Genomic DNA, 22,176 nt, shown 5'->3' on the forward strand with positions numbered 1-22,176 from the left:
GCGATTGCCTTTCGGCTCAGATTGCGTCGGCGGCGATTGCTACGAAAGACGGCCACCAGTTCGTCGACGCCACCGCCCTCCTTCGCCCGCCGCAAGGCTATGTAAGTGGTCGTCGCGACGGCAGGGCGAAAAAGCACACGGCGACCGCCAGCGAGAGAACCGGATTCCGTCCGATGAACGAGAGCGCATTGCCGACTACCCCGCCCAGCCGGAATCTGCTGGCTGCACCTGGGCTCTCCAAAGCCATCGGATTGATCTCTGCTGCCTAGGAGAAGATCTCCGCCAGTTCGTCGATGCTTGCGCCTTCTTTCGCCTGGCGCAGCTCGACATAGCTCACCGCGGTTGCGATCGAGAGCACCATCGAGACCACCGTCTGCACCAGCGCGGCGCCGATCTCGGCGATGATGCCGCCGAACAGCACCAGAACGAGCAGCATTCCCCATTGGATGATCATCGCGATGATGATGAGAATGAGGAACAGGCCGAAAAGTCCCCAGCGACTGCCCTTGGTGAGGACCCGGCTGCGCGACATCGAGCCGAACACGCCCCGCCGCTCCTGGATCAGGACCGGCACCGACATCGACCAGCCGAGCCAGAGGATAATGCCCGGCACGATCAACAGCATCAGGCCGATACCCGCGCTGAGACCGACGAGAAGGCCGATGCCAAGCGTCGGCAGCAGAAAGCGGATCGCAATCTGGATGCAGTCGCCAAATGACGGACGCTTGCCATTGAGGTCCTCGATGGTCGCCCGCACCAACGCCGACTGCAGCAGCAGCGCGCACACGAACGAAATCAATCCGGCGATGATGGTGATGTAGGAATTGCGAAACATGGCGCCTGGGTCGGCCATGGTGCCGGGGTCGCGCTGCATCATGGCGTCGATCTGCGGCTGGGTCCACAGCCTGATGAGCAATGCCGGCAGGCCCGAAAACAAAGCCGCCAACCCCACGCAAAGTCCGAGGTTTCGGCCAATCACTCCGAAGGTGTTGCTGAATACCCTGCCGATCTCGAATCTGCCGGGTCGTCCCAATGTTGCAGTCGTCATGATAATTTTCCCCCGAGTCACCGCTGCGTCTATCGGCGACTTCAAAGTAAATTTGCCAAGATTGAAGGGCTACGTCCAGTGCGCTTGCAATTGTCATGGCGTATTGCCAGTGTCGGCCCCGAACCGCAGGTTGCAGGGGGAACGAGCGGGTGACAGCCGCAGCGACGGAAGAGGCCGGACGGCTGGCGCAGTTGCACAAGCAACTGCTGGGGGACGATTCGATCCAGTTCGCCTTGCCGACCTACGTGCGGCCCGAGCCGCCGGAGTGGCTGAAGCCGTTTGTGGACGGCTTGGCGAAGCTCGGTCCCTACATGATTTATCTGTTCTGGGGCGCGGTCATCATCGGCGTCGCGATCATTGCTTTTCTGCTTTTCCTCGAGGCGAAAGGCATTGCCTGGCGCCTGCCATGGCGGCGGAAACGCGAAGAAACCGAAGCGAAGGAAGAGTGGCGCCCTGACGTGGGGGCCGCCCAGGTCCTGCTCTCCGAGGCCGATGCGTTCGCCGCGCGCGGCGAATATGACGAGGCGGTGCATCTTCTGTTGCGCCGCAGCGTCTCAGACATCGCCACCCGGCTGCCCGACTTCCTGCGCCCATCGCTCACCGCGCGCGACATCGCGGCGGCGGGCTCCATCCCCACCCGGCCGCGCGCCGCCTTCAGCGAGATCGCGCGCATCGTCGAGGCCGCCTTGTTTGCCCGCCGTCCCGTCGGCGCTGAGGGCTGGCAGCAGGCGCGCGGCGCCTATGAGCAGTTCGCCTTCCGGGATGCCTGGGCATGACCGCGCAGATGACAGGCGCAGCGCAAGAGCCGTTCAGCCGCAAGACCCTGTTCTGGGGCATTTTCGCCAGCCTGTTGGCGGCGGCCGGATTTTTCCTGCTGTCCACCTATGCGCCGGATTTCCGCCAGCCCCAGGGCGGCGCCACGCCGTTCTCGAAGGGCGGCACCGGCTATGCCGGGCTTGTCGAATGGCTGAAGCTCACCAACGGACAGGCGCCGCCGATGGAGCGCGGCGAAAAGGACCTCGCGTCTCCCCTGGCATCGACCTTCCTGCTGGTCGTCACCATCGCGCCGGGCAGCGACCCGGCCGCGCTCGATCGCCTCATCAAGCTGCGCTCTGGCAAAGACACGCTGTTCGTGCTGCCCAAATGGCAGACCTTTCCGTTGTTCAGCCACGAAGGCTGGGAGGAAAAAGTAGAGCGGCTGCCCAACAACGTCGTCAACGACTGGCTCGGCCGCATCGCCAAGGCCAAGCTCGGCGAAGCCAAGAACACGCTCTCGCAGATCAACATCGCCGGCCGCATGGTGGCCGCGCCGGACGAGCTGCAATGGGTGGCGGACGACCATCCGCTGATCGCGGCGGGCGACGGCAGGGCTATCCTGACCGAGCTCGACAACGAACCCTTCTACATCCTCACCGATCCCGATTTCCTCAACAATGCCGCGCTGAAGGACGAGCAGAAGGCGACCGCGGCGCTCGACATCATCGCCATGCTGGAGCCTGCCAAGGGCGCCGTCATGTTCGACCTGACGCTGCACGGCATCGGCGGCAACTACGATCTCGCCAAGCTGCTGATCGAACCGCCCTTCCTGGCTTTGACGCTGTCGGTGCTTGTGGCGGCCGCGCTCGCCTTCCTGCACGGGCTCGGCCGCTTCGGCCCACCGCGCGCGGAGGGGCGCGCCATCGCCTTCGGCAAGCGGGCGCTGGTCGACACCACGGCGATGCTTTTGAAGCGCGCCGGGCGGCTGCAGGAGCTTGGCGACCGTTACGCAGCGCTGATGCGCCAGCGCGCGGCCGCCCTGCTCGGCGCGCCGCACGGGCTGCAGGGCGAGGCGCTCGACCGCTGGCTCGATTCCCGCGACAAGGAAGAACAGCACGGCTTCACCGCCCGCTTCAGGGCAGTACACGATTCCAACAATCTAGCCGCAATGCACGAAGCAGCCGAGAAGCTGCATGACTGGACGGCAAGGAGGCTCATTGAACGTCGATGAAGTGAAGACCCTGGCGAACGCGATCAGGGAAGAAGTGGCGAAGGCGATCACCGGGCAGCGCGACACGGTCGACCTGATGCTGACGGCGCTGTTTGCCGGCGGGCATATCCTGCTCGAAGGGCCGCCCGGCACCGCCAAGACGATGACGGCGCGCTGCTTCGCGCAGGCGCTCGGCGTCGCCTATGGCCGTATCCAGTTCACGCCCGACCTGATGCCCGGCGATATCGTTGGCGCCAACATCTATAATTTCCAGACTGGGCAGTTCACGCTGACGCGCGGCCCGATCTTCTGCGAGCTTTTGCTCGCAGACGAAATCAACCGCACCCCGCCGAAGACGCAAGCCGCGCTGCTCGAGGCCATGCAGGAGCATGCCGTCACCTTCGACGGCACCACCCATTCGCTCGGCCGGAATTTTATGGTGGTGGCGACGCAGAACCCCATCGAGCACCAGGGCGTCTATCCGCTGCCCGAAGCGCAGCTCGACCGCTTCCTGTTCAAGCATCGGGTGAGCTATCCGGATCTCACCGAAGAGCGCGCCATCATCGTCCATCACGGCGGCGGCTCGGCCTCGCACGATATCGAGCAATACGGCATCAAGGCGCGGACGGACCGCAAGACGCTGGAAGCAGCGCTCGCCACGGTCGGCGACGTCACGCTGGTCGACGATGTCGTCGGCTATATCGCGGCCCTTGTGCGCGGCACGCGCGAAAGCCCTGACCTGGAAGTGGGAGCGAGTCCACGCGCGGGCGCCATGCTGGCGAGAGCCGCGCGCGCCAGGGCGGCGCTCGACGGCCGCAACTATGTCATCCCCGACGACGTCAAGGCGCTGGCCGTGCCGGCGCTGCGCCACCGTGTCGTTCTCTCGCCGGCGGCGCAGATCGACGGGCGGCTGGTCGAGCAGATCGTCTCCGACCTCGTCGAGCAAACGGAAGCGCCGCGTTGATCTATCCGAGCGGCCGAGCGGTCTGGGCAGCGGCGGCGGGGGCGATCCCGGCCTTCCTGATCGCGCTCGCTTTGCCGCATGTCTGGTATCTCGGCCTGTTGTGGATCTGCCTGCTGCTTGCGTTCCTGGCGGTGGACGCAGCCGCAGGCAGGGGCCGCGCCTCGCTTGACGCTACGCTGACGGCGCCGCCGCAGGTCGGCGTCGGCGGACGCTTCACGCTGCACGTCGCAGCCGGCGCAGGCGCAAGGCTGCGGCGCCTGCAGGCGCGTGTCGGGCATGACCAGCGGGTCCAGCCATTGGCCGGCACCGGCGGCGCGCTACCGGCCAGTGGCGGCACGCTCGATCTCGAATTCGAGGCCATCCGCCGCGGCATCGCCGGCTTCGATCGTCTCTGGCTGCGCTGGCAGGGTCCGTTCGGGCTGATCTGGAACCAGGTCGTGTTGCCGGTCGACCACAAGGTCGCGGTGCTGCCCAATGTCGACAGCGCGCGCGACGAGGCGATCACGCTCTTGCAGCGCTCGGCCCTTGCCGACGGCCATACGCAGAAGCGCGCCGGCCAGGGCCGCGAGTTCGAGGCGCTGAAGGATTACCAGCCCGGCATGGGGCGCCGCATGATCGACTGGAAGCGCAGCGCCCGGCACGGCAAGCTTCTGGCACGCGAGTTCCGGATCGAGGAGAACAACAACATCGTTTTGGCCATCGATAGCGGCCGGCTGATGTGCGAGCCGGTCGACGGGGTGCCAAAGGTCGACCGCGCGGTGACGGCGGCGCTTCTGTCGGCGTTCATCGCGCTCAAGGGCGGCGACCTCGTCAGCCTGTTCTCCTTCGATGCCAGGCCGCGCGTGTCGAGCGGCGCGGTGCGCGGCTCGCCGAGCTTCACCATGATCCAGAAGCGCGCAGCCGAGATCGACTATTCGACCGAGGAGACCAACTTCACCCTGGCGCTGACCACGCTTTCGGCGAAGCTCGACCGGCGCTCTCTGGTCATCGTCTTCACCGATTTCGTCGACCCGATCAGCGCCGAACTGATGCTGCGCACCGTTGGCCGGCTTACCGAGCGGCATCTGGTGCTGTTTATGCTGATGAAGGATGTGGAGCTCGAGACGCTGGCCGACATGGCGCCGGCGGCGCCCGAGGATGTCGCCCGCTCCGTCATCGCCGGCGATCTGTTGCGGCAGCGGCAGGTGGTGATCGGCAGGCTCAGGCTGTTTGGCGCGCATGTCATCGAGGCCGACCACCAGCGGCTCGGTCCGGCGCTGGTCGAGCGCTATGTCCAGCTCAAGGAGGAGAACCTTCTATGACGCTGTCGGCCGGCACCGATTCCGTGCGCCAGTCGCTGGCAAGCTTCCGCCAGGAGCGCGAGGCCGACTGGAAAGCCTTCGAGGCGCTGCTTGCGCGCGTCGAGAAGCGCGCGCCGCGCGCGCTCTCGGAAGACGAGCTGCTGTCGTTGCCGCTCCTCTACCGTTCGGCGCTGTCGTCGCTCTCGGTGGCGCGCGCGACCTCGCTCGACAGCGCGCTGATCGCCTATCTCGAGGCACTGTGCCTGCGCGGCTATTTCTATCTCTATGGCGCGCGGCGGAGCTTGAGAACGCGCATCGGCGACTTCTTCCTTCACGACTGGCCGGCGGCGATCCGCGACCTGTGGCGCGAAGTATGGACATCGGTCGGGCTCACCGTCATCGGTGCCATTGCCGGCTATTGGCTGGTCGCATCGGACAAGCGCTGGTACGACGCCATCATCGCGCCGAGCCTGGCGGGCGGGCGCAACCCGGATTCGTCGGCCGAGGCGCTGCGCAGCGTGCTTTACGGCGGCGGCGACCATTTCCTGTCGGGCTTCGCGGCCTATCTCTTCACGCACAACACGCAGGTCTCGATCCTGGCGTTCGCGCTGGGCTTCGCCTTCGCCGTGCCGAGCGTGCTGATCATCCTGATGAATGGCTGCATGCTCGGCGCCATTTTCCAGATCTATGCCGCCAAGGGCCTGGGCTTCGAGCTCGGCGGCTGGCTTTCGATCCACGGCACGACGGAGCTGTTCGCCATCGCCATCGCGGGCGCTGCCGGCATGCGCATCGGCACCAGCATCGCCTTTCCCGGCGAACTGACCCGCATGGCCGCCGCCGCCCAAGCCGGGCGCGTGGCGGCGACCGCTATGATCGGCGTCACGGTGATGCTGCTTTTTGCCGGACTGTTGGAAGGCATCGGCAGGCAGACGATCACCAGCGACCTCGCCCGCTATTCGATCGGCGGCGGCATGCTGGCGGTCTGGATCTCATATTTCTACCTGTTGCGGATGGTACGGCATGGCGACCGCTAGGACAGCCAGGGCAAAGAACCCTACCGCGCTGATACGTCCGCTGGTGACACCCGAAGGCGTGGACCTGCGGGTCAAGCTGGCGGATGCCGGCACCCGCGCTTCCGGATTCCTGCTCGACGTGGTGATCATCGTCGTCGCGGCCGTGATCGTCTCGCTGGTGATGATCTTCGGCCTTGCCGGGCTTGGCATCCAGGATGCGCAGCCGCTGTTCATCGTCTGGATCATCTTCATCTTCTTCCTGCGCAACGTCTATTTCATCGCCTTCGAAGCGGGCCGGCGAGCAGCCACGCCGGGCAAGCGCATGGTTGGCGTCAGGGTCGCTTCGCGCAGTGGCGCCGGCCTCACCATCGACCAGGTCATCGCGCGCAATCTGATGCGCGAGATCGAAGTTTTTCTGCCGCTGTCGATCCTCGCCGCGCGCGCCAGCGCCGATGTCGCCGACACGCTGACGACCATCTTCGGCCTGGTCTGGGCGCTGCTGTTCTCGCTGTTTCCGCTGTTCAACCGCGACCGGCTGAGGATCGGCGACCTGCTCGCCGGCACCTGGGTGGTCGAGGCGCCGAAAGTGGCGCTGGTCGAAGACCTTTCGCAGCGCAAGGACCCGGTCGCGGCCCGCTTCCAGTTCAGCCCCGCGCAGCTCGACGCCTATGGCATCGCCGAGTTGCAGAAGCTGGAGGAAGTGCTGCGCCGCGACGATTATTCGGCGCTGAAGGCGGTGGCCGAGACCATCGCCCGCAAGATCGGCGCCCGGGTCGAGCCGATCGATTCAAAGGTTTTTCTCACCGCCTATTACGGCGAGCTCCGGGCGCATCTGGAGCGCAAGCTGCTGCTCGGGAACCGCAAGGCGGATAAGTACGCGCGGTAGGTTGGAGCTCTCGGTATGTCCACCACGATCAGCCAAGCCGAGAGCGCCAGGATAGAAAGCGCGATTCAGGCAGCGGTGTCCGGATCGTGGGAGGAATTTGCGAAACTCACCGACGTACCGTTTCCAAACGATGCATCGATGAAGGAGCAATTCGAGGATTCCTATCCGCGGCTTAAGCAGGCCAGGGGAAATTGGCAAATGACCTCAGGCATAGGTGTCGTGCCTGAAGATGGGACGCGCGTGATCACAGTCATCATCAAAGCACCGCCCACCGTGGACATCGTCCTGACGCTGCACAGCACAAGCGATCAGGATGACAGCGCCATCAGCATTTGGACGTTTTTTCAGCAGCTGAATTGGGACGATTAGGCCCTCGCCTATCTCACCCACTTCTCGTAATCCGACACCAGCAGATGCAGCGGCGCGACGTCCTCGTCGATGTTGGAGAAGCGGCCGATCGGCTCGCGAAAAACGTTGTCGGTGAGGTCGTCATTGACGGTGGAAACCTCGCCGATCAGCACGTCCTTGCCCTCGGCCCAGAAGGCGTGCCAGACGCCGGGCAAAAGCGTCACGCTCTGGCCGGGATCGAGCTTCAGCAACCCGCCCGCCGGCAATCTGGTCATGGTGCCGTCGACCGGCACCGAGACTTCGGCCTTCGGGTCGATGCCGCCGTCGCGGTCGTGCATGAACAATTCCAGCACCAGCTTGCCGCCGCCACGGTTGATGATGTCCTCGGCCTTGATGTTGTGGCGGTGCATCGGAGACAGCTGATCCTTGCGCGAGATCATGATTTTTTCGGCATAAAGCATGCCCATGCCGAGCTTCATGTCCTCGTAGCGACCGTTGCGCACGGTGAACAGGAACAGGCCGAGCTCGTCGAACTTCTCCTGGCCGTAGTCGGTGATGTCCCAGCCGAGGCGCGAGGTGAAGATGGCCGGGGAATCGCCCTTATGCGCCTTCATCTCTTCCGGCGACCAATAGGCGAAGGGCGGCATGATATAGCCGAAGGAGCGGATGAAGGCGTCGGCTTCGCGGATGATGTCGTTGATCTTGGAGCGCTTCATGGGTTCTCTTCCTTCCGGCCGCCGCCTGCTGAAATCTGCCCTTCCGAATAGCCCAATGCCGGTCCTCTGTCGACGCAAACCGGCGGGTCTGGCCCCGTGACATGGGCCGCGTTCGGGGCCATAAACCCAACTGATTTGTTTTAACGCAATGTCTTTGTCCCGCAGCGGATCGCCGCACGGAAGACATGCTCGGACGGTGACCTCATGCCAAGCATAGACGACCTCGACACACCGGCGATCCTGATCGACGCAGCCCGAGCCGAAGCCAACATCACCAAGGCGCAGGCGCATGCCGACCGCCACGGATTGAAGCTCAGGCCGCATATCAAGACGCACAAGCTGCCTTATTGGGCCAAGAAGCAGGTGGCGGCGGGCGCCGTCGGCATCACCTGCCAGAAGATCGGCGAGGCCGAGGTGATGGCCGATGCGGGGCTCGATGACATTTTTCTCCCCTACAACATCCTCGGCCGCGCCAAGCTGGAGCGGCTCAAGGCGCTGCACGGCCGCGTCACACTGTCGGTGACGGCCGACAGCCATGAGACACTAGAGGGGCTGGCCGCCACCTTCACCGATGCGGGCCATCCGCTTTCGGTGCTGGTCGAGTGCGACACCGGCATGGGCCGCTGCGGCGTGCAGAGCGCCGGCGAAGCGCTGGCGCTGGCGAAAGTGATCGACCAGGCCAAGGGCCTCAGCTTTGGCGGGCTGATGACCTATCCGGCGGCGGGGCGCGCCGCCGAGGCGGAGGCATGGCTGAGCAATGCACGCTCTACGCTAACAGCGGCCGGGCTTGAATGTGCCCGCATCTCCAGCGGCGGCACGCCGGACATGTGGCGCTCCGGCGAGGACAGCGTGGTCACCGAATACCGGCCCGGCACTTACATCTATCTCGACCGCTACCAGGTCGCCAAAGGTGTCGGCACGCTGGACGACTGCGCGCTGACGGTGCTCGCCACTGTGGTCAGCCATCCGACGGCGACTCGCGCCATTCTCGACAGCGGCAGCAAGGCGCTGTCGTCCGATACGCTCGGGTTGCCTGACTTCGGCGAGTTGCTCGGCATGCCGGGCGCCCGCGTCACGGGTCTCAGCGAAGAGCACGGCACCGTCACGCTTTCGGACGGCGCCAAGCTGCGCATCGGCGAACGCGTGCGCGTCGTTCCGGACCATTGCTGCGTGGTGACGAATTTGTTCGACCAGGTGCGTCTGATCGACGGCAACAAGGTGCTGGAAACGCTGCCGGTGGCGGCCCGGGGACGGATGGGGTGAGCGGCCTTTCCTTCTCCCCTTGTGGGAGAAGGTGGATCGGCGCGTTAGCGCCGAGACGGATGAGGGGTGCTCCAGCGAAACGAGACGCTGGCTTTCCCTGGAACACCCCTCATCCGGCCGCTTCGCGGCCCCCTTCTCCCACAGGGGGAGAAGGGGGAGCTTGCTCCGCCTGCCTCGCGGCAACTCTCCGCATCGCGGTCACGCGCCGCCTGAAAATCTCCGTGCGCATCGCCATCAGGTGCAGGGCGAAGAACAGCACGGTGAAGCCGAGCGCCATCACGGCCAACGGCCACAGCATTGAGGGGTCGATGGTCGGGCCGCCGAGCCGGAACACGGATGCCGGCTGGTGCAGTGTGTTCCACCAATCGACCGAGAATTTGATGATCGGGATGTTGATGAAGCCGACCAGCGTGATGATGGCGGCCGCCCAGGCGGCGCGGCCGGCATCGTCCAGCGCGCGGGTCAGCGCGATGATGCCGAGATACATCAGGAAGAGCACGAAGACCGAGGTCAGCCGCGCGTCCCATACCCACCAGGTGCCCCACATCGGCTTGCCCCAGATGGAGCCGGTGATCAGCGCCAGCGCGGTGAAGGTGGCGCCGATCGGGGCCGCCGATTTCAGTGCCACATCGGCCAGCGGATGGCGCCAGACCAGCGTGCCCAACGCCGCGATCGCCATGATCGTGTAGCACATCATGGCGAGCCAGGCGAACGGCACGTGGATGTACATGATGCGCACAGTGATGCCTTGCTGGAAATCCTCGGGCGCGGTGAAGCTCATGTAGAGGCCGATGGCGAGCAGGATCGCCGCGACCGCCGCCAGCCATGGGATCACCTTGTCCGCCAAGCCGACGAAGCGCGTCGGATTGGCGAGATCGGCCCAGGCGCTCAGGCGTGAGGTGGTGTCGCTCATGCCGACCTAAATAGACCGGCAGTGTGCCGGCGGCAATTCCCCTTCTCCCCTTGTGGGAGAAGGTGTCGCCGAAGGCGACGGATGAGGGGGTGTTCCAGGGAAAGCCAGCGTCTCACTCCGCTGGAACACCCCTCATCCGTCTCGGCGCTATCGCGCCGATCCACCTTCTCCCACAAGGGGAGAAGGGAAAGGCGCTGATTACGCCGCTTCCGTCACCGCACGGCTGAGGCGGCGAACTTCTTCGTCGTTGAGCAGGCCGCCGGCGCGCAGCAGGGCGGCGAAGCGGCCGTTGCGCAGCGACAGCTCGGTGAAGCCGCCCATCTCGACCACCCTGCCCTTGTCCATGAAGACGACGAGGTCGGCGTCGCGGACCGTGGTCAGGCGGTGGGCGATGATGAAGGTCGTGCGGTTGCGGCGCAGCTCGTCGATGGCATCCTTGACGCGATCCTCAGTTTCGACGTCGAGCGCGCTGGTCGCCTCGTCGAGCACCAGGATCGGCGCATCCTTGAGCACGGCGCGGGCGATGGCGATACGCTGGCGCTCGCCGCCCGAGAGCTGGCCGCCGCGCTCGCCGACGACGGTGTCGTAGCCGCCGCTCTTGGCCAGGATGAAGTCCTGGGCGGCGGCGGCATTGGCGGCGGCGTGAACCTCGTCATTGCTGGCATCGGCACGGCCGACACGGATGTTGTCCTCGATCGAGCGGTTGAGCAGGCCGGCGTCCTGGAAGACGGTGGCGATCGAATGGCGCAGCGACTTGCGGGTCACCGTGCGGGTGTCGATGCCGTCGATCAGGATGCGGCCGCTGGCGGGCGTGAAGACGCGCTGCAAGAGATTGATGAGCGTCGTCTTGCCAGCGCCGGTCGGGCCGACGATGGCGACCGTCTGGCCGGCCTGGACCTCGAAGGAGACGTCCTCGATTCCGTGGCCCGAATTGGCGAACTCGAAGCTGACATCCTCGAAGCGGACGTGGCCTGTGACGTTGGTCAACTCGCGCAATCCGTCCGGCTCGGCGGTCTCGGCAGCCGAATCCTCGAGGCGATAGAACTCCTCGAGCTTGGCACGAGCCTCGGAAATCTGGGTGGTGAAGGCCGACATCTGGTCGAGACGGGCGATCAGCATTCCGGCAAAGCCGGTGAAGGCAACGACATCGCCGACGCGGAGCTGGCCACGGGTGACGAGATAAGCGCCGATCGAGAGCACGATCATCATCGAGATGGTCGACGACAGGCGGTTCAGCGCATTGGCGATCGCCCACCAGTCGAGCACCGGGTTCTGCGCGTCGAGCAGATCCTTCACATAGCGCTTCAGCGTCGCGGTCTCGTGGCCAATGCGGTTGTAGCTCTGCAGCACGGCAACGTTGCTGACGCTGTCGGTCACGTGGGCAAACACGGTGTGGTAGTGGCGTTCGACGGCAGTCTGCCCCGACTTGGTGCGGCGCATGACGAGCCGGCCGATGCCAACGTAAAGCACGCCGAGGCCCAGCAATACGACGGACATGCGGATGTCCATGGACAGCGCGGTCGGAACCAGCAGCACCAGCGCGATGGCCGTCGAGAGATGCACGCGCATGAATTCGAGCCACAGGCTGAACAGGGTCTCGACCGCGCGCAGCAGCGTGTGGAGGGAATTGGAAGTGCCGCGCTGATGGTGCCAGGCAAGCGGCATGGTGATGACGCGCTCGAAGGACTGGCACAGCACTTCGGAGCGGCGGGCATGGGCGAAGCGGTCGGCGCCGCGCGCCACCAGCACGAAGGCGACGACGTTGAAGGCACCAAGAGCGGCCCAGACGGCGAGCGTCGAAAACACCGCGCCTTTTTCGGAGATGGCACCGATCACCCGGCCCAGCAGGATGGGCTCAAGGATCGCGATCGCCGCGAGCGCGACGTTGGCGCCGCAAATCAGCGCAACGCGCTTCTTGTCGGACGCCAGATAACCCAGCGCTCTAAAGTAGATCTGCAGAAGTGACACTTCAGCTACTCCGCCAAACTCTTGTCTGTGCTCAATGCCCGAATTGTGCACCGCACCATTTTCTGACACGTATCGGTTAACGTGTCGCGAAACAATGCGTCGTCTATCGCTTCCGTTCCCATTTAGCGAACAAAAGATGACGACGGTACGAAATCTGACGTGATCACCTAACGGTTTGAGATAAAAGGTGAAATGTCAGGCTTGCGGCAAAATAATGGCACCTGCCTCGCGCTGCCACATTTTTAATCACAAGCTGCTTGCTTAGGCTGCCCTAAAGGAAGGCGCGCGATCGGACGCGAGAGCCGCGCCAAGTAAAAAACGGCGATCGGCCGCGCACCCCGAGGGATGCGCGGCCGACGAACCAAACCTTTGATTTTACGCAGGTATCCTGACGACGACCTCGGTCTTGTCGCCGGCTTTCGGCTCGAAAGAGGCCGATTTTTTCTTCGAACCATCGACTTCTAGCGAGATCGACTTGGTCTTTTTGTCGCGGATAACACGAAGCTTGATCTCGCCGTCGAACATCTTGAGCGTCGCGGCGTAGCCGTCCCAGTGCCCGGGCAGCTTCGGCCTAAACGTGATCTCCTTGCCGCGCCGCTCGATACCGAGAATGCCCTCCACCGCGGCGCGGTAAAGCCAGCCGGCCGAGCCCGTGTACCAGGTCCAGCCGCCGCGGCCGCCCTTGCCTTCGCCGGCATAGATGTCGGCGGCCACGACATAGGGTTCCACGCGATAGTGCTCGGCCGCCGCCTCGTCCGAAGCGTGGTTGACCGGGTTCAGCATCGAGAAGCAGCGATAAGCCTCGTCGGTGCGGCCCATTTCGGCCAGCGCGATCACGAACCAGGTGGCAGCATGGGTGTACTGGCCGCCATTCTCACGCACCCCCGGCGGATAGCTTTTGATATAGCCGGGATCCTTCTCGCTCTTGGAGAAGGGCGGCGTGAACAGCTTGACGATCTTGAGCTCGTCATCGACCAAGATATTGGTCGCCTGTTCCATGGCCGTCGTCGAGCGCGCTGGATCACCCTCGCCCGACAGCACGCTCCAGGACTGGGCGATCGAGTCGATCCTGCACTCGTCCGAATTGTGCGAGCCAAGCGGCGTGCCGTCGTCGAAGCTGCCGCGCCGGTACCATTGGCCGTCCCAGGCGGTGCTTTCCAGGGCCCGCTTCAGCGCGTCCGCGTGCTTGGCCCAAGCCTGCGCCCGCTTGGTGTCGCCCTGCCCTTTGGCGACAGGCGCGAAGTCGGTGAGCGTCTTCAGCAGGAACCAGCCCAGCCACACGCTCTCGCCCTTGCCGCCCTCGCCGACACGGTTCATGCCGTCGTTCCAGTCGCCGCCAAGGATGAGCGGCAGGCCGGCGGGGCTGCTGCGCTTGATAGCGAGATCGAGCGCCCGCGCGCAATGTTCATAGAGCGGCGCGGTGTTCTTGGTGATCTCCGGCGTGAAGAAGGCGTCGTGCTCGCCCTCGCCGAGCTGCTGTCCGTCGATGAAGGGCAACTGCTCCTTGAGGATACCGGCATCGCCCGTCACCTCGATGTAGCGGGCCGTCGCATGCGCCAGCCAGACTACGTCGTCCGAGATCATCGTGCGCACCCCGGCATCGGTGCGCGGCAGCCACCAATGCTGCACGTCGCCTTCGGGGAATTGCCGGCGCGCCGCGTTGAGTATCTGGTCGCGCGCCAGCTTCGAGTCATGCGCCAGAAGCGAGAGCGTGTCCTGCAACTGGTCGCGGAAGCCGAACGCGCCGCTCGCCTGGTAGAAGGCCGAGCGCGCGCGGATGCGGCAGGCCAGGCTCTGGTAAGGCAGCCAGTGGTTGACCATGGCGTTCATCGCTTCGTCGGGCGTCTCGACCTGGATGGTGTCGAGGAAGCCGCGCCAGACGCGCTCGTTATCGGCCAGGCGCTCATCGAAATCCTTGCCGCGATGGGTCTGCACCAGCGCGCTCGCATCGGCGGGCGTGGCCGCGTCGCCGAGCAGCCAGGACAGCGTCACGTCGCCGCCGGCGGCAATGTCGATGTCGCTGGCGACGACAGCGCAGGGATCATCGCCCGCCTCGATGCGGCCGGAAAGCGCAAGCCCGCCAAGCACGGCCTGCGGATATTCGGTCGTGCCGTGCCTGCCGATGAACTCGCTGCGGTCGGCGGTTACCGAATGGACAGGATGGCTGGCCGCCAGGAAAGCGACACGCTCGCCGAAGTCGAGGCCATAGGGATTCTGCGCCAGCATGGCGCCGGTGGCGGCGTCGCGCGACGGCACGATGGTCGCCGCCGTGCGCGAGCGATGGCCGCCCAGCACCCATTCGGCATAGGAGTAAATGCGAAGCCGCGCCGGCGCTGGGCCGGCATTCTGGATGCGCAGCCGGGTGATCTTCACGGGATCGGTGGGATCGACCACCTGCGTCAGGTCCATCGACAGCGAACCGCGCCTGGAGCGGAAGGTCGAGAAGCCCTGGCCGTGCCAGGTCTCATAGGTCATCGACGGATCGCGAACCGTCGCGGCCATCGGCGAGAAGGCCTTGCCGCTCAATTGGTCGAAAATATAGAAGCCTTCGCCCGGCCGGTTCGACACCGGGTCGTTCGACCATGGCGTCAGCTGATAGTCGCGGCTGTTGCGGCTCCAGGTGAAACCGGCGCCTTCGGCCGAGACGTGGAAGCCGAAGGAAGCGTTGGAGATCACGTTGATCCAGGGCTGCGGCGTCGAACGCCGGCCGGTCAGCCGGGTGACATAGTGGCGGCCGTCGCCGTCGAAGCCGCCAAAGCCGTTCCAGAGGCTGAGACCGCTGCCGTCGGCGGCGATGTCGGCTCCGCTTCGGCTTGCCGGCACCGGCAAGGGCAGCGGCGGAACGGGCTCGCGCGGCGTGCCGCCCTCGGCCTGCATCAGGGCATCGCGAGCCTGGAGCGCCGCCGTCTCGGCACGTTCGAGTTGATCGAAGATCGTGCCGTTGCGGGTGTGCAGCACGACGCGCGCCACCGACAGCAAGGTCTTGTAGGTCGGCTCGTCCATCAGGTCGCGACGCACCGCGAAAATGTGCTGGCGGGGCCCGAGCTCACGGCCGCGCAGGCGGCTGTTCTCGCACAGCGTCTCCACCGCGCGCTGCAGGTCCTGCACGTAGGACGAGGCCTGCTCGTTGACGACGACGAAGTCGATCATCATGCCCCGCGCCCGCATGTATTCCTGGAAGCGGAGCGCCTGGGCGACGATCTCGAGATCGGCGACGTCGCCGATGCGCACGAGGAAGATCGGGAAATCGCCGGAGATGCTGGTCGGCCACAGGCTCGACTGGCGGCCGAGGCCCGACGCGATAGATTCCGCCGGCAGGCGCAGGAACGGATCGGGATAGATCAAATAGCGCGCCAGCTTCTGCACATTGGCGGCGTCGGTGAGGCTGAGCCCCAGATGGCGCGTCTGCACCTGGCTGCGCGTCCAGGCAAGCATGGCCTGGCGGGCGAAGCTCTCCTGATGGTCGAGACGCGCGATCGCCTCGTCGAGCTCGCCGCGATTGGCGCCGACAGCGGTCCAGAAGGTCAGCGATATCTTCTTGTTGGCTGGAACGCGCACCTGGCGACGCAGCGCCGCTACCGGATCGAGGGTGAAACCCTGGCCGCCCGAAAGCCTGACGCCGGGGTCGAAGGCGACGGCATCGGCGATGGTGCGGCCACGGCCGATGAAGGCGCGCCGGTCGGTCTCGGCCTCGGCATCGCGCGACGGGCCGGACGGGTCGGTGACGAAATGCACCATGGTGAGGTCGGGATCGTTGTTGTCGCGCTTGCGCCTTGTGGCGAAGATCGCGCCGTTGTTCGGCGCGATCTCGGTCTCGACGAACATCTTGGAGAACGCCGGATGCGCGTTGTCCGACGTCTCGTTGCCGAGCACCAGCTCGGCGAAGGAGGTCACTTCGATGTGCCGGTCGGTGGCGCCGTCATTGTAGAGCGTGATGCGGCGGCCTTCGCCATTGCCTTCTGAAATGACGATGCATTCGACTTCCGAACGCAGCGAACCCACGGTCTTGGTGAAGCTCGCCTTGTCGTCGCCAAACAGCGTCTGGACGCGCTCGCCCTCGGCGCGCTTCGGCTCCGCGGTGGCGGACCACCAGTCGCCGGTCGCCGCGTCGCGCAGGAAGATATAGGAGCCGAGGCGATCCTCGCTCGGATCCGGCTGCCAGCGGGTGACGGCAAGCTCGCCGAAGCGGCTGTAGCCGGAGCCGGTGGCGGTGACCATGACCGAATAGCGGCCGTTGGACATGACGTTGGTGGCCCGCAGCGCCTTGATCGGGTCGAGCACGACACGGCTGTCCGGGCTCTCGGCCTCGGTCTCGTCCTTGGAGCGCTCGTCGGCTTCCGTCCTGACGGTCGCCGTCGGAATGTCGCGCGGCGCCTTCTCCTGCAGCAGAAGCTCGGCCGATTCGATCACCGGGTCGCTGTGGAAACGCTCGCGCAGCCGGCCCTCGAAAATAGCGTCGGCTACCGCCGCGATCGTCATGCCGGAATGGTGCGCCATATAGTTCTGCACCACGGCGTGGTCGGTGCCTTCGGGCACGCGTTGCGGCGTGAAATCGACCGCGTCGTAGAAGCCGTGGCGGCCGAGCGCGCCGATCGAGCGCAGCCGCTGCAGGTTCTGCACCGCCTCGCGCGGACTGAACTGTGCGGCTAGAATCGTCGCATAGGGCGCGATCACGGTGTTCTGGCCAAGGCCGCGCTTCAGGCCGAGCCCGGGCACGCCGAAATTGGTGTACTGATAGGTGAGCTCGCGGTCGCGGGCGTTGTAGGCCGCTTCCGAAATGCCCCAGGGCACGTTCTTGGAACGCGCATACTGGATCTGGCGCTTGATGATGAGCTTGCTGGTCTGGTTGAGGATCGAGCCCTGCGGCTCCTTCATCACCAGCGGCGGCATCAGATACTCGAACATCGAGCCCGACCAGGACATCAGCGCGCCCTGGAAGCCGATCTCGACGATCGGCCGTCCCAGACGGAACCAGTGCTCGGTCGGCAGGTCGCCCTTGGCGATGGCGAACAGGCTGGTGAGCCGCGCTTCGGAAGCAAGCAGGTCGTAGCAGCTCTCGTCGAGCTGGCGGTCCTCGACGCGGTAACCGATCGAGAGCAGCTTGCGCTCCTGCCGCATCAGGAAGGAGAAATCCATCTCGAAGGCGTAGCGGCGACAGCGCTCGCGCAAGGCGAGCAGCTTGGCGCGCAGAGAGGCGACCGCGCTATCGTCATTGTGCGAGTCGTGCACATGCGCCTCGCAGGTCGCTTCCAGCCTGGCCGCCCAGTCGGCGATGATATCGCTCTTCGGCGACGCCGCCTCGGTGTGGATGGCGGTGGCGAGCTTGCGGATTTCGCCGGCCAGCACCGCAAGGTTGATGGTGCGGATCGACGCCATCTCAGGCTGCGCCTTGATGGTCGCCACCGCGCGGCGCATGCCGTCGAGACGGTCGGCAAGGCGCTGGCGCAGCGGCCGCAGTTGCCGGCGGTCGTCCGGCAGCTCGTCCAGGCTCTCGTCGAGGATGGTGACGGTGTCGATGATGCCTTCGAAATCGCCTTGCAGATGCACGGAAGGCGCTTCGGCCCATTCGGCGCAGGACGCCGCCACCGCGACGAGATGCCCAGCGAGATTGCCGCTGTCGACCGCCGAGATGTAGAGCGGATAGAGCGGCTTCAGCGTCGTCGTGTCGTACCAGTTGTAGAGATGGCCGCGATCGCGCGGCATGTTCTCGATGGTCGTCATCGTGGCGTCGATGCGGGTGATGGCGTCCGACAGGCTGATCCAGCCGAAATCGCGCGCCGACACCACCGACAGCAGATAGACACCGATATTGGTCGGCGAGGTGCGCGGCGCCACAACCGGCGCCGGGCTTTCCTGGAAATTGTCCGGCGGCAGGTGATGCTGCTCGGCCGTCACGAAGGTCTCGAAATAGTGCCAGGTGCGGCGCGCGAAGGTGCGCAGCGCGTGGATGTCGGCGGTCGAGATGCGCAGCCTGTCCTCGGTCTCGGCCGAGCGGCTGATCCAGCAGGCGACGGCGGGCGAAGCGATCCAGAAGATGGCGAAGAAGAAGGCGACGAAGGCGCCGGTGGAATCGGCCAGCACCGGAATCGCCAGGCCGACGACGCCGATGATCACTGCGCCGTACATCATGCCGTAATAGGCGCCGAGATCGTTGCCGCCCTTGGCGGCTTGAGAGGCGGTACGCCATTCCAAAAGATTTTGCCGGCTGACGAAGAGCCGATAGATGGTGCGGATGATGGCATCGCCCATCATCCAGGCGAGATGCGCCATCAAAAGCACTTTCAACGCCACAAGCGCTGTGCCGAACACGGTATCGCGGGCCAAGGCGGAGAAATGGCCGCGCGGCGTCTGGTCGCCGCTCTTCGGCAGGATGCCGTTCACGATGTCGAAGGTCGGCGCCATGAACAGGCTGAGGATCATAAGAGCCTGCCACTGCGCGGCCTGGGTGAAGGGCAGCAGCGTCCAGCCGGCGACGCAGGCCATGACCCAGAAGATCGGGGTGACCGAGCGGCGCAGATTGTCGACCATCTTCCAGCGCGACAGCGCAGGCACGCCGGAGCGCGGGTCGAAGATATGGCCGAGCAACTGCCAATCACCGCGCGCCCAGCGATGGTGGCGCGAGGCGTCGACCGAGTAGCGGGTCGGATAGTCCTCGACCAGCTCGACGTCGGTGACCAGCGCGGCGCGCGCCAGCGCGCCTTCGAGCAGGTCGTGGCTGAGGATGGTGTTTTCGTCGATGCGGCCCTTCAGCGCCGCTTCGAAGGCGTCGACATGATAGAGGCCCTTGCCGGTGAAGGAGCCGTCGCCGAAGACGTCCTGGTAGAGGTCGGAGACCGCGAAGACATAGGGGTCGAGGCCGCGATTGGCAGAGAAGACACGCTGGAAGAAGGAGGCATCGTCGCCGCTGGTGAGCGAAGCGGTGATGCGCGGCTGCAGGATGGTGTAGCCGGCGGTGACGACGCACTTGACCGGATCGAAATGCGGGCGGTTCAGCGGATGGGCGAGCTTGCCGACCAGGTCCGAGACCGCGTCGCGCGTGGTGCGCGTGTCGGCGTCGAGCGTCATCACATAGACGACGTTTTCCGGCAGCGGCACGTCGAGCGGCAGGAAGGTAGTATCGCTGTCGCCGCGCAAAAGAAGGTTCAGCTCATGCAGCTTGCCGCGCTTGCGCTCCCAGCCCATCCAGCAGCCCTGCGCCTGGTTATAGAGCCGGCGCCGGTGCAAGAGGTAGAAGCGCGGCGAACCTTCGGACGGATAGCGGGCGTTGAGCCTGGCGATCTCGTCGCGGGCATATTGCAGGATCTCGATGTCGGCGACGTCGATCTCGGTCTTGGAATCCGGCCAGTCGGACAACAGCGCGAAACGGATCTCGTCCGCCGTGTTGGCGAGGTGGTGCACCTCGATGTTGCGGATGTTTTCCTCGACGTCGTCGCGCGAGCCGATCAGCGAAGGCACCACGACCAAGGTGCGCGATTTGGCCGGGATGCCGTGCTTGTTGTAATCGTAGCCGACAAGCCTGGTCGGCTTCAGGAACAGCGCTACCACGGTGTTGAAGAAGGCCAGCGCGCCTTCGCTGGCCGGAACGGCAAACAGCGCCAGCATCAGCGTGATCGATTCCACCGACAGGCCGAGATTGACGAGCGCTTTGCCCGACAGCACCAGCAGCAGCGCCGTCAAAAGGAAAACCGGCACGACGATGCCCAGCCAGCCGGCGCTGGCAAAGCCTCGCTTGAAGGTCACGTAGAAAGGCGGCCGGTAGCCGATCGCCCTTTCCAGCTCCTGCCGGCGCGGCCCGACCAGGAAGAAGCCGACATCGGTGTGCACGTCGGGGTCGGCGGTTTCGGGCACGCCGGACGCATCGGTGAGGCCGGGCGTGTGGCCAGCAAGCTCGATCGCCTTTTCGGCGACGCGGTATTCGGAGAGATGCGAGCGGCGCGCCAGCTGCTCGATCGCGGTGCGGTACTGGTCGCGCGAGAAGAAATCGAGGTTGGCGAAATCGGTCTTGTCGCGCAGCAGCGTGTCGATGCGGCTGACGCCCTCGAACCAGACCGTCCAGTCGACGTCATTGATGAGGCGCAGACCGCGAATGATGTTGCCGGTGGTGACATTGCCGCTAGAGAGCGTCTGATGCTCGGAGATGATGATCTCCTCGGCATCGGAACCGGTCTTTTCCAGCTCGCCTTCCAGCCATTCCAGCGCGCGGCCGGCGTTCTGCGACCCGTCGCGCAGGCGGTAGAGCAGCTGGGTGGCGAAGGTGGTGTCCTGCGCATGCGCGCTGTAGTTGGACAGGATCCTGGTGCGGTCGGCATTGTCGTCGGTCGCGAGAACCCGGTCGGCGACCTCGTTGGCGACATGGCGCATCTGCCTGGTGCGGTCGACGCGAACGGCGATGCGGCGCAGGTTCTCGATCAGCACGAAACGCAGCAGCGACGGCAGCGCCCAGAGTTCGCCGATCTTCATCGGCTCGACCGACTGGAAGCCCTCGACGATTGCCTTAAACATGCTGGCGGAGACCGAGCTGTCGGAATGCTCGACATAGCTCCAGGCAACGACGAAGGCGCGCGGCAAGACGGTGCCGTTGCCGAGCGTGAGCGTCGGCAACTGCCGATAGAAGCGGCGCGGCAGGTCGCGCTTGACCTGGAAGATGGTCTCCTCGACAAGGTAGTTGTTGTCGAGCAGCCATTGCGCGGCCGGCGTGATGGTCTCGCCCTTGGCCTGGGCGGCATTGGTCGAGCGGTAGACTTCGAGAATCTTCTTGGCGCTGTCGCGAATGCGGGTATGGAACTCGAACGGGGCGAGGCCGAACAATTCCTTGACTTCACCGTTGGCGAGCCCGACGCCCAAGGCGCGCAGCCGGTCCTCAGGCAGGAAATTGGAGCGTATCGGCGCTTCCGTCGCCGCCGGGAAACCGGCGCTTGTCAGTTCAATCTTGTTCGGGTTCGTCTGAATGTTCATTGAAAATTCCGTAAGGCGGGCGCAATGCGGCGTCACCGCCACGGCAATGCCCCTAAAACCGGATCAATTGCAATTGGTTGCATGACTGGTTGGCCGAAAGTTTGTTCTGCGCACCACAACAGGGGCGTGCCCTTTCGACAGCTCGTGGGCGAACGCCCCTCGCTCTCCGCCCCGGTTGGATCAGGGCAAGGATTCAGGCTTTTTCGTGGTACATGCAAGGGGCCGGGCGATAATTCGCCCAACCCGCGATCATGTTTGGCAACAGCCGTTAATGGTTGGCGGCGAGGCGGTGGAGCCCGATCACGAAAAGCGGGCCCTGCCCCTTGGGCTGAAGCCGCAATTCCGGGCTGTCGCGGTCGAGGATCAGCGTGTCGAGCGGTCCGAGGCTCGGCCCAGCGTCCGTGAGCAGCGTGGCGCCGGCGCCGACGGCAAGAACGAGGGTGGTGTCGGCGCGCGGCGCAATGCGAACCTCGCTGGAGAGCGATCGGCGCTCGACGCTATGGGTCATGCGGCCACGGCGGGTCATGATGTTGAGATCGGTGATCGGGCCGCCGATCAGCGCCGCGCCGGTAGGCACGTCGCCAGGAAAGGCGAGCGGCGCTGAGGCCGTGGTCAGCCGCGCCGGCGGCCGGCCGGCAATGTCGAGAATGATCCCCTCGCCTTCCAGCACCGACAATGTTCGATCTATGCCTGCGAAGCTTGAGAATGGCCCGCTGGTCTCGACGCGGGCCATCGAGACGCGCCAGTCGAAATCGTCGAACCCGGCGCCGCCGGGCGAAACGGCGATTTCGGTCGTCGTGCCGCCGCCATTCTTCCACGGCATGACGCGGTAATCGGCGGCACGAAGGATGCGCAT

Annotated in this window: 14 protein-coding genes; 8 read left to right on the forward strand and 6 right to left on the reverse strand. The window is 65.2% G+C overall.

Annotated elements, in window-relative coordinates:
* Positions 1 to 265: 265 nt before the first annotated feature.
* On the reverse strand, positions 266 to 1,048 hold the full coding sequence (locus FJ419_RS21130; protein WP_140697712.1) for a hypothetical protein: 783 nt from the start codon (positions 1,046 to 1,048) through the stop codon (positions 266 to 268).
* A gap of 149 nt (positions 1,049 to 1,197) precedes the next feature.
* Between FJ419_RS21130 and FJ419_RS21135 the strand changes: the two genes are divergently transcribed.
* From FJ419_RS21135 to FJ419_RS21165, 7 genes are read left to right on the forward strand one after another with little or no spacing between them, the layout of a single operon-like run.
* Positions 1,198 to 1,824: a DUF4129 domain-containing protein gene (locus FJ419_RS21135; protein WP_140697715.1), complete on the forward strand. Its 627-nt coding sequence runs from the start codon at positions 1,198 to 1,200 to the stop codon at positions 1,822 to 1,824.
* Positions 1,821 to 3,035 (forward strand): DUF4350 domain-containing protein, encoded by a 1,215-nt coding sequence (locus FJ419_RS21140; RefSeq protein WP_140697720.1) that lies wholly within the window; start codon positions 1,821 to 1,823, stop codon positions 3,033 to 3,035. Before FJ419_RS21135 ends, FJ419_RS21140 begins: the two co-directional genes overlap by 4 nt.
* Positions 3,022 to 3,978 (forward strand): MoxR family ATPase, encoded by a 957-nt coding sequence (locus tag FJ419_RS21145; RefSeq protein ID WP_140697723.1) that lies wholly within the window; start codon positions 3,022 to 3,024, stop codon positions 3,976 to 3,978. Before FJ419_RS21140 ends, FJ419_RS21145 begins: the two co-directional genes overlap by 14 nt.
* A complete protein-coding gene (locus FJ419_RS21150; protein WP_140697726.1) occupies positions 3,975 to 5,279 on the forward strand; it encodes a DUF58 domain-containing protein in 1,305 nt (434 codons plus the stop codon). Before FJ419_RS21145 ends, FJ419_RS21150 begins: the two co-directional genes overlap by 4 nt.
* A complete protein-coding gene (locus FJ419_RS21155; RefSeq protein ID WP_140697729.1) occupies positions 5,276 to 6,292 on the forward strand; it encodes a stage II sporulation protein M in 1,017 nt (338 codons plus the stop codon). The genes FJ419_RS21150 and FJ419_RS21155 overlap by 4 nt, the downstream gene beginning before the upstream one ends.
* Entirely contained in the window at positions 6,279 to 7,157 is an 879-nt protein-coding gene (locus tag FJ419_RS21160) for an RDD family protein (protein WP_140697732.1), read from the forward strand. Before FJ419_RS21155 ends, FJ419_RS21160 begins: the two co-directional genes overlap by 14 nt.
* Before the next feature lie 15 nt (positions 7,158 to 7,172).
* Positions 7,173 to 7,526, forward strand: a complete 354-nt coding sequence (locus tag FJ419_RS21165; RefSeq protein ID WP_140697735.1) for a hypothetical protein — start codon at positions 7,173 to 7,175, stop codon at positions 7,524 to 7,526.
* An 8-nt stretch (positions 7,527 to 7,534) separates the two neighbouring features.
* Here the strand turns inward: FJ419_RS21165 and FJ419_RS21170 are convergent, their stop codons facing one another.
* The gene (locus FJ419_RS21170) at positions 7,535 to 8,221 is read right to left on the reverse strand and encodes a D-lyxose/D-mannose family sugar isomerase (protein WP_140697738.1); all 687 of its coding nucleotides are present in this window, start codon (positions 8,219 to 8,221) and stop codon (positions 7,535 to 7,537) included.
* 204 nt (positions 8,222 to 8,425) lie between these two features.
* On the opposite strand from FJ419_RS21170, the gene FJ419_RS21175 reads away from it, so the two are divergent.
* Positions 8,426 to 9,484: a D-TA family PLP-dependent enzyme gene (locus FJ419_RS21175; protein ID WP_140697741.1), complete on the forward strand. Its 1,059-nt coding sequence runs from the start codon at positions 8,426 to 8,428 to the stop codon at positions 9,482 to 9,484.
* Between the two features lie 109 nt (positions 9,485 to 9,593).
* On the opposite strand, the gene FJ419_RS21180 is transcribed toward FJ419_RS21175, so the two are convergent.
* From FJ419_RS21180 to FJ419_RS21195, 4 genes are all read right to left on the reverse strand, one after another.
* On the reverse strand, positions 9,594 to 10,397 hold the full coding sequence (locus tag FJ419_RS21180; protein ID WP_140697744.1) for a heme ABC transporter permease: 804 nt from the start codon (positions 10,395 to 10,397) through the stop codon (positions 9,594 to 9,596).
* Between the two features lie 198 nt (positions 10,398 to 10,595).
* Positions 10,596 to 12,365, reverse strand: a complete 1,770-nt coding sequence (locus FJ419_RS21185) for a glucan ABC transporter ATP-binding protein/ permease (RefSeq protein WP_140546108.1) — start codon at positions 12,363 to 12,365, stop codon at positions 10,596 to 10,598.
* Positions 12,366 to 12,740: 375 nt separating this feature from the next.
* Positions 12,741 to 21,320: a glucoamylase family protein gene (locus FJ419_RS21190; RefSeq protein WP_140697747.1), complete on the reverse strand. Its 8,580-nt coding sequence runs from the start codon at positions 21,318 to 21,320 to the stop codon at positions 12,741 to 12,743.
* A gap of 268 nt (positions 21,321 to 21,588) precedes the next feature.
* On the reverse strand, positions 21,589 to 22,176 hold the full coding sequence (locus FJ419_RS21195) for a HutD family protein (RefSeq protein ID WP_140546971.1): 588 nt from the start codon (positions 22,174 to 22,176) through the stop codon (positions 21,589 to 21,591).

Source organism: Mesorhizobium sp. B2-6-2, from assembly GCF_006440615.1.
Classification (GTDB): Bacteria; Pseudomonadota; Alphaproteobacteria; order Rhizobiales; family Rhizobiaceae; genus Mesorhizobium.